A 17,613-nucleotide genomic window follows, 5' to 3' on the forward strand; every position below is an offset into this window, starting at 1 on the left:
ATTATTTGGTAGGTGTTGTAGATGGCGTGCCGGAAAATTGCAGTTCTGCTGTTGATGAGTTGGTCGATTGTCAGCATCGGGCGGGCAGATTCATTGGATATAGAATTCAAGAGGGTCCTCACGGCCGTCGCACAGGATTCCGCCTATTCCCGCCTACATTTCATGGACATGAAGCGCCCGAGCCTGCAAATTGGCGGGCTGCGACACAAAGATATTGAAAGGACTTTTTCATACGATACTATTTCGTCGAGCGGATCACTCCGGGAGTATGTCTATCGATTCGTCTACGTTCCTGTGCGATTTTCGTTTGGCGGAGTAACACTGCCTCTCGTTCCGTTGATAGCGGAAGAGATGACAACGGAAGGCGAGCGTGCACCACAAGGATCAGTCCGGCCCGTAACACACAGTAGACCCATCTTTGACCTGCAGGATTTCGCTGCAATGAAAAGAGACTTCTCGCCTGAATTTATGATGTTTGTCCAACAACTCAACCGCTATCATATTGAAGGGCGGGGCGTTCCGCTGGGAAGTAAAATCAGGGGCAACCCGGTTCAGGACACTGCATTGGTTGCGGAAGGAAACAGGGATTACTTCCGTCACATCAGGTTGAGCAACGGCTACGTCGGCAATCCCCACGGAGACGAACCAATCTCCATCGATCTAACTTGGTCAGCACTTAAGCTCTCTCTCGATTTTGCATCCGAAGAGCAATGGATCGGCGTTCACAGCTTTGGCGTTGAAGTGGGCGTTGGCGACCGCGTACTGAGCCTCCTCTCCTATCAATCACCATACATCTCCTGGGGAGGACGATTGCTCGTATTTTTCGGAGGGGAGTATGCAAACATAGACACCAGCTTTTTCTTTGACCTCCGGATCCTCGGCCGCACCGCAGTCAACACAAATAATCTGATTCAAAGATGGAGATTGGACAACAAAGGGGCGTTAGCTACTCTTCAACGCAGCGTACTCAATGTTACATCGGGAGCCGGTGTTGAGTTGCGAACAGGAAGGCCCTTCAGCAACAGGCTTCCCTTTTTCACATTCTATTATTCAGGCGGAGCTACCGAGTTTGAAAAACCTTTTGTGAAGCTCAAGCAACGAAATCGAGACATAGCATACTTCTCAACGGTGCAGTGGGAAGTGTACATGACCCACTACTGGAACCTGGAACGCGAGGCACACAATACGATAAAGCTGGATCTCGGCGTCGGGTCGTACGATATTTGGGAAGCGGTGTACGACACCTCAGGCAAGCTCCGTTCATACGATCAAAATGTTCTCCTGAGTGCCATGAAACCGCTCATCGTTTTCGAGTACATGCACGATTCAAAGGCCACGCGATTTGGTGCCAGCGCGCGGTTCTTCGATAACCGTCTCATTATTCATCCCTGGATCAAGATATTCCGAAGTGAGCCGCATGAAATCAGGCTTGAATCCATCTGGCTGACACGGGTGTTTGGTCGCACTCCGCAACCATGGGAGGTGGAGAAGGCGTCAATGATGCAACTACGATATCGTTTCGGTTTGTGATGATGAAAACGACCTCGACATCTCTTCCTCTTTTGATACTCCTTATCGGAGTATCGTGTTTTCCTGCAAGCCCGGCTCAGGCACAATCCAAACAGGAGTTGCGCGCTTTGTACGACAGCCTTCGCGTAGATACCCGTGCATTTGATGGAATCAAGGAACGATGGGTGATCGTCGACCCGATAATCGTCAGGGAAGTGTTCACACAGCTCAAGCGACGGGCATCAACGGCGTTGGCTGCCGATTCCATTCTCAAGCTCATTGACAATGCCGAACAACTTGTCACCGCCACGTCGGGCAGCGAAGTACAAATCACGAGCAGAAAACGCTACTACGACGATGAAATTGAACTGCTGGAGTTCGAAGCCGAAGGCAAACGTTTGGGCAGCATTCGTGACTATGTTCTTATTCTTGACGCCCTGGGTTACGAAACGTACACGCTCGTAAAAACCATGCGTTACAAAGACCGGTTTGATGCCACACAGGGAAAACGCTACGACATTTATCTCAGCCCTCTGTACTCGAGTATCATGCTCTGGTCGACGTCACCAACGTTCGAGTGGTGGCGCATCTCTCTGATAGGAAGATTGGGAAATGACCATATCAATTTGCCCTTCTGGTTCAGATCAAGTGTTGTGGCGGCACTTGAGCTTCTCTACCTTGATGATGTAACTGTCACCGACCGGAATTACAACAAGTTCAGCATAACTGCCGGAGCCGAAGTAGGCAACAACTTTTCAATCCCGAATCAAAACGAACACTCTGCAAATTCAATTCTGAAGAAGCGGATCCTTCAGGGGTCCGGAGAGAATTTCTTCCTGAGAGGGACATGGACACCCGAAAAGAGGCTGAACCTGCTCAGCAACAACCCGACCGAACGCCTCGAGCTGACGTTCGAAGGATCAATGGCGATCAATGAGAAAACCGAATATTCAAAAGACGTTGACACCTTCTACTCGGTGAGAAACAGTATTCTTCTCATGGCACAATTGAAGAATGTCGGGCTGCTTCATTTTGGCGCCGGACTCGCCTGGCACGACGTACACCGCATTACCCGCATTCTTCGAGGAACGGCGTACCCCGGCCGGGTAGAACCCGTCCGGAACAATTTTCTTCCCTTCCTGGAGTTTGGATTGTCACAGGATGGCAAGTTGCTTCAGTTCGACATTACGGCCTCCATCAACCACAACATCGATGATGGGTACGGCTTCCTCGGTGTGAGATCAAAGCTGATCTTGAGCAACAAGGTGGGTCTGGATTTCCGGTACTATAAGGCGTACCGCCCTTCACTCCTGCCGGCATGGCAATATCAAAGCTATATTCTCCCCTCTGTAATTATCAGGATAAATTTCTGACAGATGGCATGAATTGTTTCCGTATTCGACTCCCCCGATACCGTCATGTACAGCCAAAATTCTGATACACAGCACAGTTTTTCGATCTCTCGATATGCATTCCGGCATATCCATGACTCCCTCGTTTCGCCGGAAGTTGTCGGACTTCCGTTGACATTTGCTCGTAAATACAATATCTTGCGGGCACTGTTTTCCACCAATCCTGCCTCCCCTGCTGATGCGATGCCAAATCGGATCTTCTTGCATATTTCTTAACGCGTGAAGGAGAATTCTTTGATGATGAAATACTGTACTGCTTTTGCCATGCTTGTGGTATCCTGTTTAGTCGCGGTACCCGACAGCACTGCCCAAAGCACCGCAGGAAGATGGTCGCTGGGATTTCATGGTGGTGCAAACCTCTGGGTCAACGACATGAACGTGCGCAAAGTTGGAATGGGGGGAGGAATGTATGCACGCTACGGCCTATCGCCGTTTTTCTCCGCCGGCCTTCAGGGAGGTTATGAGGATTTAAAGGCTTATCAAGATCCGACTTACAAAGAGTTCGCTGACAACTACCTCAAGCTGCGAGCGACCAATCTCGACTTCGTCGGGTGGGTACACCTTTCTCCGGGGCGTATCATTGCCCCCTATATCTACTTCGGCGCAGGAATGATGGCCTACAAACGAAGTAACAGTCTCAGACATATCCCAAAAAACAAATACTATACATCCTTTCACTTTCCCTTTGGAATCGGGTTCGAAGCATTTGTGGGTCAGCAAACATCCATTGTGCTTGAGGCGAGCGCTCGCCTCACTGATGACAAAACGGAAGACTTCAAATACAAAGCCCCCGACTGGTACGGCACGCTCAAAGGCGGAGTCAATATCTATTTTGGCAGCAGTGACTCCGATGATGATGATAATGACGGGCTTACCAACGCCCAGGAAAGAATGTTGGGCACAGACCCCGACAATCCTGACACCGATGGCGATGGGCTGAAAGATGGCGAAGAAGTCCGCCGATACAAAACCGATCCGCTCAACCCTGATACCGATGGCGACGGCCTGAATGATGGAGATGAAGTCCTGAAATACCGGACCGATCCGACGTTGTGGGATACCGACGGCGACGGCTTAAGCGATGGTGACGAGGTATTGAAGTACGGAACAGACCCTCTCAGAATTGACACGGATGGCGACACACTCTCAGACGGAGACGAGGTGCTGAGATACAATACTGACCCGCTAAAGGTTGATACCGATGGTGACGGACTTTCCGACTGGGAAGAGGCTCGTATTCACAAAACCGATCCCAACAATCCCGACACCGATGGCGACGGCCTGCTCGACGGCGAAGAGGTGCGACGATATCAAACCGACCCGACGAGAGCCGACACGGATCGCGGAGGTGTAAGCGATGGGGCGGAAGTACTGCGCGGAACGAACCCGTTAGATCCGCGTGATGACGGGAAAACACCGCCGCCTGAGAAATTGATGGAGGGTGGAACTCCGGTTACACTTCAGGGGCTTAATTTCGTTTCAGGAAGTGCGCGACTGCTCAAGAACGCTGAACAAACATTGGAACGCGCATACAACGCCCTTGTTGGCGACCCGACAATCCGAGTTCAAATCGCTGGCTATTCAGATAATGTCGGGCCGGCATCGGCAAACAACAGACTGTCCTTGCAACGCGCCGAAGCCGCAAAAGCGTGGCTCGTCAGCAAGGGAATTGATCCAACACGGCTCGAAACCGTTGGCAGAGGGATGAACGATCCCGTCGATTCGAATGGTACGGCAGTCGGCCGTGCAAACAACCGGCGGGTTGAGTTCAATGTGATAAGATAGCCGGAGAAGAATTTCAGGAGTGAGAGATCCCGCTTCCGCGAATCGCAGAGGCGGGATTTCTCTTTGGGAGCAACGCAGATAAAATTGATCTTTTACTGAGAATTGAAAATAAAGAGAGAATTGGTTAGATTGGCTGTGCAATTTTTGCGGCCGTAGCTCAACTGGATAGAGCACCAGCCTACGAAGCTGGGGGTTAGGGGTTCGACTCCCTTCGGCCGCACAAAAGAATCCCGCCTGCAACAAGGCGGGATTTGCGTTTCTGACCCCGAAGAACTCCCACCTTTGAATGGGCGGGAGCTGTTTAAGTCGACAGTTCCTTTCGAACAAGCGCACTCGCACCAAGAATCGCAGCATGCTCAGTCAACACCGATGGCAGCAACTTTACTTTGTTCTTGAAGATGTTCAACAGGTTCACCTCCATATAGCGACGCGTCGGCTCAAAAATAAACTCGCCCGCTTGTGCCAATCCTCCAAAAAGAAAAATCGCCTCCGGACTCGTATGCGCAACAGCATCAGCTAGTTTCAATCCGAGTATTCTGCCGGTCATATCAAATGCCTCCAAGGCAAGAGCATCGCCTTGCGCGGCCGCGTCCGTGATCATCATTGCCGTCAAATCCGCATAGCTGACTGACCGCAACAAGCTGGGAGTTGTTGTTTCTGAAAGAAGCTCAAACACTGTGCGCTTGATACCCGATGCCGAGGCATACGTTTCGAGGCATCCCTTTCTACCGCATCCACACTGCCTGCCGTTCGGATCAACGATTGTGTGTCCGATTTCGCCCGCAAAGCCGTCATGACCGTACACGAGTTCACCGTTCACCACAATGCCGCTTCCCAACCCGGTTCCAAGCGTGATAACTACGAAGTCCCGCATACCCTGTGCACCGCCATAGATCATTTCCCCCATTGCCGCTGCATTAGCGTCATTCGTCAGCACAACCGGAATGGAATAGTATTGCTTCATAAGATCGACAAGGTGAACAACCCCATGCCACCGCAGGTTCGGTGCGAATTCAATTGAACCTCGATAGTAGTTTCCATTGGGGGCACCGATGCCAATCCCATCAATCGTGATTGAACCCCGCGATTCTCCTTGCAATGTTTCAATCTCGCGATGAAGCCGCTTCACGAATTCTTTCGGGTCATCATACTCAGCAGTCGAGAACGATGACTGAGCGAAGCAATTCCCTGCTTTGTCGACAATACCAACGAGAGTGTTGGTTCCGCCAATATCGATTCCGGCTGTACAGCGTTTCATATACGTAGATGAAGGCAGGTATTGTGATTTGAGAAGTGCATCAAATAGTACTATGTCCACGAGGTAAAGTAAGAATTATCCTGCAACTTTCCTCACGTGAAACGTGACGGACTTTTGCAACTCACAAGCTATTTTCTTAACATAGTCAGGATTTTCGCGCACCCGTAGCTCAACTGGATAGAGCATCAGACTTCGGATCTGAGGGTTGGGGGTTCGACTCCCTCCGGGTGCACAAATTCTTGATTCTCAATCCAACCGCTCGTCATCACAACGCGGACCCGATTCTGTGAAGACAACCTCACATAACCCTTCCATCACCGAACATGAAAAGTGGATGGAATTTGCCCTGAAGGAAGCAGAGCAGGCGTACAGTAGGAAGGAGGTTCCAATCGGCGCCGTGATCATCCACGACAATCGCATCATCGGGCGAGGATACAATCAGATAGAAACGTTGCGCGACCCGACGGCTCATGCAGAGATCATAGCCATAACTGCGGCGGCAAGTCAGATCGATAATCATCGACTGGAAAACTGCACGATGTATGTAACTCTTGAGCCGTGTGCGATGTGCGCCGGCGCGATTGTGCTTGCTCGTATTCCCACGCTTGTCTTCGGTGCAGCAGATCCCAAATCCGGAGCATGCGGGACACTCTACAATATTGTGCAGGATGATCGCCTAAATCACAGAGTGGAGTTGATTCGAGGTGTTCTTGAACCGAAATGTGGAGGAATTCTGAAGGAGTTTTTTGGAAAGGTCCGAATAAACGAGATCAAGAAGCCAAGGCCCAATTAGCCTGCCGAATCCGCTTTGAGCTTCTCCGCCCGGTCGGCAATTTTCAACGCCTCAACAAGCTCATCCAACTTACCGTCAATAATCTCGGAGAGATTATAGAGTGTCAAACCGATGCGGTGGTCGGTAACACGATTTTGTGGAAAGTTGTAGGTTCGAATCTTGTCGCTGCGGTCGCCGCTTTTGACTTGAGCCTTGCGTGTTGCTGCCACGTCCCCGACCTGGGCAAGGACGGAATTCTCATACAACTTCGCCCGTAACATCTTCATCGCTCGCTCACGATTTTGAAGCTGTGAGCGTTCCTGCCGGCAGACCACCACAATGCCTGAAGGCTTATGCGTGAGACGAACGGCCGTTTCAACCTTGTTAACGTTTTGCCCCCCTTTTCCTCCCGAGCGGAACGTATCCATCTCGATGTCGGCAGGATTGATCTGAATATCAACCTGCTCGACTTCCGGCAACACAGCAACTGTTGCCGCGGATGTGTGGACTCTTCCCTGCGCTTCGGTTTCAGGCACTCGCTGAACGCGATGAACGCCGCTTTCGAACTTCATCGTACCATACACATCTTCGCCAGTTAGGCTGAACGAAACTTCCTTTATACCGCCCAATCCCGTATCATTTACGTCAAGCAGGTCAACTTTCCATCCCTGTTTCTCGGCGTAGCGTGAGTACATTCGCAGAAGATCTCCGGCAAATAATGCCGCTTCTTCGCCCCCTGTCCCGGCACGAATTTCGACAATAACATTCTTGCTGTCGTTGGGATCTTTCGGGATCAACAGGATCTTCAGTTCCTCTTCCAATTGTGCAAGCTTCTCTTTCCCCTCATTCAGCTCATCGTATGCCAGTTGCTTCATTTCGGGATCGGAAGAGGTTTCGGTAATCTCCTTCAGTCCTGCCAGGTCGAATTTTAGTTTGCGATAGCGTTCATATGATTTGATAAGAGGTGTGAGATCGCTATGCTCTTTGCTCAAGTCACGTAACCTGTCCGGGCTGGAGATCACAACCGGATCACTCAACAATCGGCTGACTTCCTCGTAGCGTTGCCGGACCTTCTCCAGTCTATTTAGCATCTCAGTTTACTCTAATCCCGTCTACGAACTGTGGACTGACAGACTCATAGTCTTCACCCAAAGCACAACGCAACGCAATCACCGCCACTTCCAATTGACTTTCGTCAGGCTCTTGTGTCGTGATCTTCTGCAACCATAGGCCTGGCGCGACAATAACCTTGCCGAACGGAGTCTCACTTCGCTTTGCGGACCACCGAATGAACTCGTAGGAAATTCCTCCGACAACCGGAATCAAAGGAAGGTGGGTGGCAATTCTGATAAGCACATTCAACTCTCCAAGCCACCGCATCAGAAACACATCAAGCACACTGAACAACACGATGGCGGTACACATAACGATGAGAAGAAAACTTGTGCCGCACCGCGGATGAAAGCGGGATTGCTTTGCAGCAGCCTCCACACTAAGCTCTTCTCCCTTTTCAAAAGCAAACACTGCCTTGTGTTCTGCACCATGATATTGGAACAATCGCTTGATGTCTCTCAACATCGAAATCACGCCGAGATAGGCAAGTAGCAACGAAATGCGTACGCCTCCGGCAATCAGATTAAACCAGAACGGATCCTGCTCGACATCAAACAAAAACGTCGTAACAGCAAGCGGCGTCACGAAGAACACTGCAACTCCCAATGCAAGGGAAAATGCAACCGTGAGTCCGAGCTTCAGGTTCTCCTTTGATGGAGAATGCGGCTTCTTGAGGTTGGCGTTCCCATTGGCATTGTTTTCTTTGTCCGCGTCTTCCATTGCGACTTCTGCCGAGAAGTTGAGCGTCCGGATTCCAATCACCATCATTTCGACAAGGCCAACGGCTCCCCTCAAGACAGGCAACTTGAGCAGAGGATATTTGTCCGATAGAGGCATTTGCGACTCTTTTTTGACGGTAATGTCGCCGCCAGCCCGACGGACTGCTGTGGCGACCATACCGGGAGCACGCATCATCACGCCTTCCAATACTGCTTGTCCACCCACCGCCATTGGCTTTGCTGCATCGAACTTCTTCACTACTTTCCTTTCATAAATTCGTAACAAAATAGAAAAAAACGCGGTAACATTCCATGCAGGTTGAAACAGCAAGATGATGGAAGTCGCTACAACTTCCCGGCACCAGGCCCGGGTGATTGGCGGGATAGCAGTCTTGCAATGCGCGCAAGCTCGGAGGGATCGAAGAATTTCATGAGATAGATGAGAACAACGAACAGAATCAGCAACGCTGATTTCCATAGTATAGCAAACGAATCAGCCCTGACAAACTGGGCAAGAAGATACACTGCCAAAGATGCGACGGCAATCTTGAACAGCCGGGAATACTCGTATCGAATCGGGTAGATTGTTTGAACGATAACATACAGAACCACAGACATGCTTGCATAACTTGCCAAAGTCGCAACGGCTGCCCCCGTGATTCCCAGCGGCGGAATGAGAAGATAGTTCACTAGCACATTCATTGCCGCCCCTGTGAAGGCAACTATGGAGAGCTTTCTCGTCTGCTTCTCAATGTACACTCCTGCCCCGATAGTATTTGAGATGCCAAGAAACACATACGCAAGCAACACTATCGGAACGATGCCGAGCCCTCCCCAATATCGCGGATCGATGATCGACTTGCCGTCGCAGATGGGCACGGTAACAATATCACTGATGAAGAAACTCAGAACAAGAAAACTCCCCATCATCACGAGAAAGAAATATGTTAACACGCGGGAGAACATCTGTTTTGCGTCCGCTTCATTCGCATTCGACATGAAGAACGGACGCCATGCAAAATCAAACATCGATACAATCAGCATCATGAATATGCCAAGCCGGTAGTTTGCCTGATAGATGCCCACAGTTGCCATATCCGTTAACGATTCAAGAATAGGGCGGTCGATAACTTGCACCATCATTGTTGCCAAATATGCTGGTACTGTTGGGATACTGAATCTCAACAACGCCTTGTACAGAGGAGCGTTCCACTCGGCGGAAATGTTGCGGAGAATTTCGGGAAGAAGCAACAGCAATGTCATTGCCGATGCAATCAGGTTGCTCAGGAAGATTCCTTCGACTCCCCATCTGAAGACCAGCAAGAATATCAGGTTGCAGACAACGGTAAGGACGATGTTCAACAACTTCAGCGAAGCAAACAGTTTCGCCTTTCTTTCCATCCGCAAAGACGCAAACGGAATGATCGCCAACGCGTCGAGAAGGAGAATACACCCGCTGTAGGTAATAATGGAAGCTTGATCAAGCGGCACACTGATCAACGTCGCGATCGATCCTCCTCCCCCAACAATACAAAGGGAAAACACAAGCGAGGTCGCCGCCACAGAGAAAAACGGAACGCTGAACACCTGTTTCTTCGTCCCGATTTCCAACGAAGCAGTGTATCGCATGAACGCCGACTCCATACCATAACCATAGAGGATGTTCAAGAAGGCGATGTAGGCATAGACGGTTGCTACGATGCCGAGATCAGACGGCGGCAGGATGTTGGTGTAGAACGGTGTGAGAAGGAAGGTAAGTAAACGCCCGACAACCGTGCTGACACCATAGATGGCCGTGTCGGTGCCGAGACTTTTGATTTTGTCAAACATGTCTACCGGACATGTTTATTGCACATGATGGAGTTCAAGCGAAATGTCGAGGCCCTTCACGGAATGCGTCAATGCCCCAACGGAAATGAAATCAACGCCTGTTTCTGCAATGGATCGTACCGTTTGCAGCGTTACGCCGCCGCTGGCTTCCACTTCCACTTTGCGGGCGACAAGTTCAACCGCCTTTTGCATCTGGTCGAGAGGGAAGTTGTCGAGCATAATGCGTTGAATGCCTGTGCATTGAAGGGCCTCACGCACTTCATCCATTTTCTTCGTCTCGACCTCGATCGCCACATCTATTCCCTCGGCTTGAAGATATGTTCTGCACATCTCAACGGCTTTCGTGATGCCGCCAGCGGCCACAATATGATTGTCCTTGATCAGAACCATGTCATCAAGTCCGAATCGATGATTGAATCCACCGCCTAGTCGTACCGCCCACTTGTCGAGTACGCGCAGGCCGGGCGCAGTCTTTCTTGTATCGATAACTTTTGCGCGTGTTCCCGCCACAGCATGAACATATTTGTGCGTGGTCGTTGCAATGCCGCTCATCCGCTGGAGAAAATTGAGCGCCGTCCGCTCGCCCTTTAGGATGCTTCTTGTACTGCCGTCGATTGCCGCAATGGATTGCCCTTTTCGTGCAATCTCTCCGTCCGGAACGAGTTGTTGCAGTGTAATGCTGTGGTCACAATATTGGAACACGAGTGCTGCAACTTCAAGACCTGCCACAATTCCATCCTCCTTGCACAGCAAATCTGCACGGCCCAATTGCGATTCGGAGATAATCGCATCGCTTGTCACATCCCCCATGCCGATATCTTCCATCAGCGCAAGCTCAATGAGCCTGCTTACCCGGCTGTCATGCAGAATGCTGTGTGTCATCGCCTCTCCGTTTCGTTCATAGTTGCTCCTTCATTTTCTTCTCCAGCGTTTCAAGAAACCGGCCCGGAGCGCGAGTCGGCTTGCCTGTTTCTGCGTTCATGAACGTGTGTATGGTATAGCCCTCGGCAAGCAGGTCGGGTTCACCTTCTTTGTAGACTTCGTATTCAATTCTGATTCGTGCGACAGGCATTTCACGGAACAATGTCACAACGTGCAGAAGATCGTCATAACGTGCTGCACGTTTGTATCGTGCGTGCGCCTCGATAACAGGAAGGAACAATCCCATTGCTTCAATACTGGAATACGAGAGCCCGATGTCACGCAATAGATCTGAGCGGCCCTGTTCGAAGTACTCAAAGTATTTTCCGTAATACACAAACTTCATCTGATCCGTATCGGCGTATCGGACACGAATATCGGTAACGTGCTTGATCATGTTCCACCGGCGCTTCGCATTTCATTTACGAGATTGGCGTTTCCGACACACGGCATAGATGTAGTCGCTGTCGATTTCGTTGCGACGTAACAGCTCATCTTCTATATCGAAGATGAATTTCAACATGCTGACTGTCTCTCTATCCTGCTCGACGAAATGATGGGCAATATTTTTGAAAACAAGAGGGAGAAGAGTTCCCCCGTACGGTTTCCATTCCACAATCTCAAGCATCTCCCGAAGCAGCTGTTGAATCAACGCAGACTCGGCTGCTTCCGAGGGATCGTTGAGATACATACTGAGACGTCCGGGCCTATGAACCTTCCGTTTGATATTTCCGGAAGGCAAGGTTGTCCGATACCGTTCAGGAATCACCGCCAGAATACCGTTTACGATCTCCAACTGACGATCGGACCATTGAAACCGTGACGGCCCGACAAACTCGTTGACAATCACATAGCCCGCCGGTTTCAGCCATCGATTCACCGATTCGAGAATCCGGCGCACGGGCTTGAAGTGGTGTAACGAACTCTCCAGCAACACGACGTCGTACGATTCCGGCGCAATGTTGAGGTCAAAAACATCGGCAACATGAAAGTGAGCGCACTCTCCGAATCCGCTTTCCGCCGCTTCAGCACGAGCGTGGGCAATTCTTTCCTGCGAAATATCATACGCATCAAGGCACTTAATTGATCCGGTAGCCAGCCACTTTAATTCTCTTCCCCCTCCTCCACACCCGAGCGACAGCGCGTTGAGTCCGCCTCTACCTGTAAAGTACTTGTTCGCGACATACACATACGGCTCAGTGTCACGATCTCCTGTAATCAGCAGATTGCAGCGCTGCTCTACCGCCGGAATATCCCACCAATGCGCTGGCACGTTGTTCGTGTGGCTCCACGAGTGCCGGACACGGTTCTTCTCCGAACGGAATACCTTCCGGAGCACGCCGGCGTTTCCCCGTTCACGAATCTTCTCGAACAAAACGACGAGATCATGAGGGTTGATGAGATTGCTAAACACGTTGATAGCCGAACGTTGTGCTTTGTACCGGCAGGTGTGATGACGAAGTGATGCGCGAATCCGGTCCTATCCCGAATACTCCCCCATCTTCGAGAATTTCTCGATCCGTTTCTCGATGAGTTTTTCGATTTTGATTTTCGAAAGATGTTTCAACTCGGCAAGCAGTTGTCCCTTCAGGATTTCCGCCGCCTTTGCATGATCACGATGCGCTCCGCCGAGTGGTTCAGGAACAATCTCATCAATGATGCCTTGCTTTTTCAAATCCGGCGCAGTGAGCTGCAACGCTTCAGCGGCCTGTTCCTTATAGTCCCAACTTCGCCATAAAATGCTTGAGCACGATTCGGGAGAAATGACGGAATACCAGGCATTTTCCAACATCAGAATTCTATCTCCAACGCCAATGCCCAACGCACCACCTGAAGCTCCTTCACCGATGATGACTATAACAATCGGCACTTTAAGATGTGACATCTCATAGAGATTGCGGGCAATAGCCTCCGCCTGCCCCCTCTCCTCGGCCTCAAGTCCCGGAAAGGCACCCGGCGTATCGAGCAGGGTGATGACGGGTTTCCTGAATTTTTCTGCAAGCTTCATCAGCCGCAGGGCTTTCCGGTAGCCCTCCGGATTAGGCATGCCGAAGTTGCGGTAGAGATTTGATTTTGTGTCCCTTCCCTTCTGATGCCCGATCATCATCACACTGTGCCCGTCAAGCTTGGCGAATCCCCCGACAATGGCTTTGTCATCTTTGAACGTCCGGTCTCCATGGAGTTCGAGAAAATCCGTCGTCATGAGGTTGATGTAATCGAGCGTGTAAGGTCGTTCCGGGTGTCGGGCAAGCTGCACTTTTTGCCAACGGGTCAAGCCGCTGAAGATGGTTCGCTGGAGATGATTGACGCGCTTCTCAATCTTTCCGATTTCCTGCGCAATATCGGGATTGTCGGCGTACTTGCGCATTTCCTCGATTTTCTGTTCGAGCTCGAAAATCGGTTTTTCAAATTCGAGAGTAACCTTTGCCATGCCGTTCTCCTATTTCTGCAGCCGAAGGAGGAATGACTTTGCCATGATTTCCAGATCCAAGATCAATGATTGGTTCTTAGCGTAATACAATTTGTAGCGCTCGATTTCGTCGGTTCCAAGGTCCTCGCGCTGATTGATTTGCACAAGTCCTGTAAGACCCTTGGGCCCCAGCAACGGGCGGCCGCCGGTGGGAAGGGGTTCGTCCACATCGGAAGGTGGCCTTCCGACCAGACTTATTCTACCCAAAAACACATCCGGAAGCAAGCGGACGTTTTGCGCAAATGTACCGCGTTTTGCCCGTACGATCCTCACCAACGGATACAGCAGCAGAAGTCCGACACCTGACACGACAACGTCAAAGACGCGCTTTGACAGTCTGTTGCCGGGTCTGTGAATGTTGTATTCGATCTCGACAAACGGCAGAGTCCCGAGGTCATCGATTTGCGTTTTGCCGATAATGGATTCGAGACTGTTGGGAACGAGACGGAAGTTCACGCTACGGTCGTTGCTGCGGGCAATAACCGAAAGAATGTCGGTGTACGCGATACCGTCAGTTGAGAAAATCACTTCACTTACTCTCCGCTCCGCGATCACCTTGCCGACATTGTCGATGCTCCCGATGATCTCAACGCCTGAAATTTTTTCTCCCAAATTCTTCCGATCGAGCGCGATGAAACCGACAACGTCGTAACCTTCAACAACGAGGGCGCGAAGTCTTCTGAGCAGTTCCTGTGCCGAGGGCCCCGTTCCGACAATTACCGTTGGACGGCCAAAGAGACTTTTTCTCGGGCTGCCGTGCTTTCCTGTTAGCATCTCAAACAGCAACCTCCATCCGGGCACAACGAGCAGATTGATGAAACCCGAAATGAGGACAACAGCACGGCTGAATGCAAAATCTTTGAAGAAGAAAACAGTCGCCGAGACAATGGTGTAGCCGATAATAACTGCCAGCGCGGCGCGTGCAACGGAATGGCGGCGGGTCGTATACACGCCGAGAAAATACATCGACAGAATTACTATAAGCGCCGGTATCGTCCACACAATCGGGTATGCGTAATCCGGGAATTTCAACAGGTACCCGAAGTACAGATACTCACTCGCAATCAGCGCAGTATCGATGAGAACGAAATCCATCAGCGCAATCAACAACGGGCGGCTTGCCTTGGTGAACATCGCGAGAGATGCCCGCACAACAATGCCGATCGTCAGGAACACTTCAACGAACACCGAACTGCTGAGATGCTTCTCGACAAACAACTGCATTGCCTGGTAGAACGTCCGGATTTCGTCTATCTCGCTTCGTCGCGTACTTTCGCCTTTGAAATGGATGATCTTTGTCGAGTGAACATAGTACACTTTGTATCCCGATTGCGAGACTCGGTAGCACCAATCCAAGTCCTCTCCGTACATGAAAAACGTCTCATCCAATCCTCCAACCTTCTCATACGTTTCTCGACGCAAAAACATGAATGAGCCGCTGATTGCATCCACTTCGTAGGTCTCATCTTCATTCAAGTATGTGAGATTGTACTTGCCGAACAGTTTGGATTTCGGGAACAGTGCGCTCAGTCCGAAGATTTTGGTGAATGCAACCCACGGTGTTGGAAAGCTGCGGCGGCAGGGAAGCTGAAACGAGCCGTCGGAGTTCAGGATTTTGCATCCGGCAAGTCCGGCATCGGGATTCCCGTCAAAGAACTTCGTCATCACCGAGAATGTGTCCTCCTGGACAATCGTGTCGGGATTCAGAAGCAGAAAGTAGCGCCCTTTTGCTTTCTTCAATGCCGCATTGTTTGCCTTCGCAAAACCGACGTTTGCTTTGTTTTCGATGAGCTGAACGGCAGGGAACTTTTCCCTCACCATCTCCACACTCCCGTCATCGGAGGCGTTGTCAACCACAAATACTTCGCCCTCCACACCTTCCATCGCACGATACACAGAGGCTAGCGCGTTCTCGAGAAACTGGCGGACGTTATAATTGACAATGATGACCGAAAGGTCCATTTCAGGAAAGACGATTACAAGCGATTGAGGATGCTGCGAATTCTTAACTTCCACAGCATGAATACGGCTTCGTAGACGATGCTTCTCGACATCTTGGAAACCCCGGAGCGCCGGTCAAGGAAGATGATGGGAATCTCGACAAGGCGATAGCCTTTCTTCCACACTTTGAAGCTGATCTCGATCTGAAATGCGTAGCCGTTGGACTTGATTTTGTCGAGGTCGATCGTTTTAAGTGCTGAAACCCTGTAGCATTTGAAGCCGCCCGTGGCGTCACGAACCGGAAGGCCGGTTATGATTTGGGTGTACACGTTTGCCGAATAGCTCAGCAGAAGGCGGTTCATGGGCCAGTTGAGCACTCGAACACCGTTGATGTATCGTGAACCAATCACCAGGTCGTAGTCCTTGATCTTCTCCAGGAATCTGGGGAGATCGTTCGGATCGTGCGAGAAATCGGCGTCCATCTCAAATACGAAATCGAATCCGTTCTGAATTGCATATTTGAATCCCGCCACATACGCGGTTCCCAATCCTTGCTTCCCGGCCCGCTCAAGTATGCTGACTTGCGGATTGGTAGTCATCATGTCTTTGACCAATTTGCCCGTTCCATCCGGAGAGCCGTCGTCAACAACCAGAATGTTGATGTTCGGTGCCTGACGAAGCACGGCAGGAATCAACCGCGGGATGTTCTCGGCCTCGTTGTATGTCGGAATGATAACGAGAACCTTCTCCGCGATTGTTTGCGGTGCCTCAGCGGGTTCGGTAGAATTCCTTGATTGCATCCGTAATATAAACGAGTTGTTCTTCAGTCAGTTCTGTGTGGATCGGAAGAGAAAGAACCTCGTCCGCCGCGTACTCGGTAACGGGGAAAGCGCCGCTCTGTTTTCCGGCAACGGCAAAGGCTTTTTGCAGATGCAGCGGAACAGGATAGTAGATGGCGTGTGGGATTCCCTTCTGCTTCAAATAGTCTGCAAGTTCATTTCTCTTCGGAGCCCGAAGTGTGTATTGATGAAAAATATGCTCACAGTCCGGCGCAACAAATGGAATTGTAACGGGCGTTTCCTTCAAAAGCTCGTTGTACGTTTCCGCTGCCGCCCGACGGGCAGCATTCCAGTTGTCAAGATGGTTCAACTTGACGGAGAGGATCACGGCTTGCAGCGTGTCGAGCCGGCTGTTCACGCCGAGAGCTTCGTGGTAGTAGCGGACCTTCGAGCCATGCGCGCATATCATTCTCACCTTCTCGCCGAGGGCGACATCGTTGGTGACAACCATTCCCGCATCACCGAATGCGCCGAGATTTTTACTGGGGAAATAGCTAATGCACGACAGATCACCGAATGTGCAGACCTTCCTGCCTTTGTACGAGGCACCGAGAGCCTGGGCAGAATCTTCAATCACCTTCAGCCCATGTTTGCGGGCAATCTCCATAATCGGATCCATGTCAGCCGATTGTCCGTACAAATGCACGGGGATGATCGCTTTCGTCTTCGACGTGATAACAGATTCGATTTGTGAGGGATTGATATTAAACGTCTTCGGGTCGATATCAACATACACAGGTTTTGCGCCGAGCAGCACAATGGTCTCCGTTGTCGCAACAAACGTAAATGGCGTCGTAATCACTTCGTCTCCGGGGCCGATGTCCAGCGCCATCATCGCCACCTGAAGCGCATCAGTGCCCGACGCACACCCGACGGCATATTTGACGCCAAGATATCCGGCGATCTGACACTCGAACTCTCCTACTTCTTTTCCGAGAATAAACTGGCCTGAATCCAGAATCTTATGAATTGCCGCATCAACATCGGGTTTGATTTTCTGATATTGGCCGACAACATCTACCATGTGAAGTTTCATGCACATTC

The 17,613-nt window shown here is 50.7% G+C and carries 15 protein-coding genes and 2 tRNA genes; 6 read left to right on the forward strand and 11 right to left on the reverse strand.

Translation table 11 applies throughout. The annotated features are described in order from the left end of the window. Positions 1–21 precede the first annotated feature (21 nt). The 4 genes from KF749_12210 (at position 22) to KF749_12225 (ending at position 4,926) form a co-directional block, all read left to right on the forward strand. Entirely contained in the window at positions 22–1,530 is a 1,509-nt protein-coding gene (locus tag KF749_12210) for a hypothetical protein (protein MBX2991913.1), read from the forward strand. Further along, on the forward strand, positions 1,530–2,882 hold the full coding sequence (locus tag KF749_12215; GenBank protein MBX2991914.1) for a hypothetical protein: 1,353 nt from the start codon (positions 1,530–1,532) through the stop codon (positions 2,880–2,882). The genes KF749_12210 and KF749_12215 overlap by 1 nt, the downstream gene beginning before the upstream one ends. A 276-nt stretch (positions 2,883–3,158) precedes the next feature. Further along, positions 3,159–4,706 carry an OmpA family protein gene (locus tag KF749_12220; protein ID MBX2991915.1) on the forward strand — a complete coding sequence of 516 codons (1,548 nt, stop codon included), beginning with the start codon at positions 3,159–3,161 and terminating at the stop codon, positions 4,704–4,706. A gap of 146 nt (positions 4,707–4,852) precedes the next feature. After that, positions 4,853–4,926: transfer RNA gene (locus KF749_12225), tRNA-Arg, on the forward strand. Positions 4,927–5,007: 81 nt separating this feature from the next. On the opposite strand, the gene KF749_12230 is transcribed toward KF749_12225, so the two are convergent. After that, positions 5,008–5,964 (reverse strand): ROK family protein, encoded by a 957-nt coding sequence (locus tag KF749_12230; GenBank protein ID MBX2991916.1) that lies wholly within the window; start codon positions 5,962–5,964, stop codon positions 5,008–5,010. Positions 5,965–6,122: 158 nt separating this feature from the next. Here KF749_12230 and KF749_12235 point away from each other — a divergent pair. Beyond that, positions 6,123–6,196 (forward strand) — tRNA-Arg (locus tag KF749_12235). 81 nt (positions 6,197–6,277) lie between these two features. Beyond that, complete coding sequence (gene tadA, locus KF749_12240) at positions 6,278–6,757, forward strand: tRNA adenosine(34) deaminase TadA (GenBank protein ID MBX2991917.1); 480 nt, start codon at positions 6,278–6,280, stop codon at positions 6,755–6,757. Here tadA and prfA read toward each other — a convergent pair. From prfA to KF749_12290, 10 genes are all read right to left on the reverse strand, one after another. Continuing rightward, positions 6,754–7,827 (reverse strand): peptide chain release factor 1, encoded by a 1,074-nt coding sequence (gene prfA / locus KF749_12245; GenBank protein MBX2991918.1) that lies wholly within the window; start codon positions 7,825–7,827, stop codon positions 6,754–6,756. The genes tadA and prfA overlap by 4 nt on opposite strands. 1 nt (position 7,828) lies before the next feature. Continuing rightward, entirely contained in the window at positions 7,829–8,800 is a 972-nt protein-coding gene (locus tag KF749_12250; protein ID MBX2991919.1) for a DUF1385 domain-containing protein, read from the reverse strand. Between the two features lie 113 nt (positions 8,801–8,913). Then, entirely contained in the window at positions 8,914–10,398 is a 1,485-nt protein-coding gene (locus KF749_12255; protein MBX2991920.1) for a polysaccharide biosynthesis C-terminal domain-containing protein, read from the reverse strand. A 15-nt stretch (positions 10,399–10,413) separates the two neighbouring features. Next, complete coding sequence (nadC, locus tag KF749_12260) at positions 10,414–11,280, reverse strand: carboxylating nicotinate-nucleotide diphosphorylase (GenBank protein ID MBX2991921.1); 867 nt, start codon at positions 11,278–11,280, stop codon at positions 10,414–10,416. A gap of 16 nt (positions 11,281–11,296) precedes the next feature. After that, positions 11,297–11,716 carry an acyl-CoA thioesterase gene (locus KF749_12265; GenBank protein ID MBX2991922.1) on the reverse strand — a complete coding sequence of 140 codons (420 nt, stop codon included), beginning with the start codon at positions 11,714–11,716 and terminating at the stop codon, positions 11,297–11,299. Positions 11,717–11,737: 21 nt separating this feature from the next. Further along, a complete protein-coding gene (locus KF749_12270; GenBank protein MBX2991923.1) occupies positions 11,738–12,733 on the reverse strand; it encodes a class I SAM-dependent methyltransferase in 996 nt (331 codons plus the stop codon). A 66-nt stretch (positions 12,734–12,799) separates the two neighbouring features. Then, positions 12,800–13,750, reverse strand: coding sequence for an acetyl-CoA carboxylase carboxyltransferase subunit alpha (locus tag KF749_12275; GenBank protein MBX2991924.1), 951 nt, complete (start codon positions 13,748–13,750; stop codon positions 12,800–12,802). 9 nt (positions 13,751–13,759) lie between these two features. Continuing rightward, positions 13,760–15,805, reverse strand: coding sequence for a glycosyltransferase (locus tag KF749_12280; protein MBX2991925.1), 2,046 nt, complete (start codon positions 15,803–15,805; stop codon positions 13,760–13,762). After that, positions 15,766–16,530: a polyprenol monophosphomannose synthase gene (locus KF749_12285; GenBank protein ID MBX2991926.1), complete on the reverse strand. Its 765-nt coding sequence runs from the start codon at positions 16,528–16,530 to the stop codon at positions 15,766–15,768. The genes KF749_12280 and KF749_12285 overlap by 40 nt, the downstream gene beginning before the upstream one ends. Beyond that, a complete protein-coding gene (locus KF749_12290) occupies positions 16,499–17,605 on the reverse strand; it encodes a DegT/DnrJ/EryC1/StrS family aminotransferase (protein ID MBX2991927.1) in 1,107 nt (368 codons plus the stop codon). Before KF749_12290 ends, KF749_12285 begins: the two co-directional genes overlap by 32 nt. Between the last annotated feature and the right edge of the window lie 8 nt (positions 17,606–17,613).

The sequence above is a fragment of the Bacteroidota bacterium genome, from assembly GCA_019637975.1.
Taxonomy (GTDB): domain Bacteria; phylum Bacteroidota; class Ignavibacteria; order UBA10030; family UBA6906; genus CAADGV01.

What these genes read in the sequence shown, in the direction of transcription:
- KF749_12285 (MBX2991926.1), bottom strand. Translation starts at nt 16,530, where the DNA reads ATGCAATCAAGGAATTCTACCGAACCCGCTGAGGCACCGCAAACAATC.
- KF749_12215 (MBX2991914.1), top strand. Translation starts at nt 1,530, where the DNA reads ATGATGAAAACGACCTCGACATCTCTTCCTCTTTTGATACTCCTTATC.
- KF749_12255 (MBX2991920.1), bottom strand. Translation starts at nt 10,398, where the DNA reads ATGTTTGACAAAATCAAAAGTCTCGGCACCGACACGGCCATCTATGGT.
- KF749_12275 (MBX2991924.1), bottom strand. Translation starts at nt 13,750, where the DNA reads ATGGCAAAGGTTACTCTCGAATTTGAAAAACCGATTTTCGAGCTCGAA.
- nadC (MBX2991921.1), bottom strand. Translation starts at nt 11,280, where the DNA reads ATGACACACAGCATTCTGCATGACAGCCGGGTAAGCAGGCTCATTGAG.
- KF749_12210 (MBX2991913.1), top strand. Translation starts at nt 22, where the DNA reads ATGGCGTGCCGGAAAATTGCAGTTCTGCTGTTGATGAGTTGGTCGATT.
- KF749_12230 (MBX2991916.1), bottom strand. Translation starts at nt 5,964, where the DNA reads ATGAAACGCTGTACAGCCGGAATCGATATTGGCGGAACCAACACTCTC.
- KF749_12290 (MBX2991927.1), bottom strand. Translation starts at nt 17,605, where the DNA reads ATGAAACTTCACATGGTAGATGTTGTCGGCCAATATCAGAAAATCAAA.
- KF749_12250 (MBX2991919.1), bottom strand. Translation starts at nt 8,800, where the DNA reads ATGGCGGTGGGTGGACAAGCAGTATTGGAAGGCGTGATGATGCGTGCT.
- prfA (MBX2991918.1), bottom strand. Translation starts at nt 7,827, where the DNA reads ATGCTAAATAGACTGGAGAAGGTCCGGCAACGCTACGAGGAAGTCAGC.
- KF749_12265 (MBX2991922.1), bottom strand. Translation starts at nt 11,716, where the DNA reads ATGATCAAGCACGTTACCGATATTCGTGTCCGATACGCCGATACGGAT.
- KF749_12220 (MBX2991915.1), top strand. Translation starts at nt 3,159, where the DNA reads ATGATGAAATACTGTACTGCTTTTGCCATGCTTGTGGTATCCTGTTTA.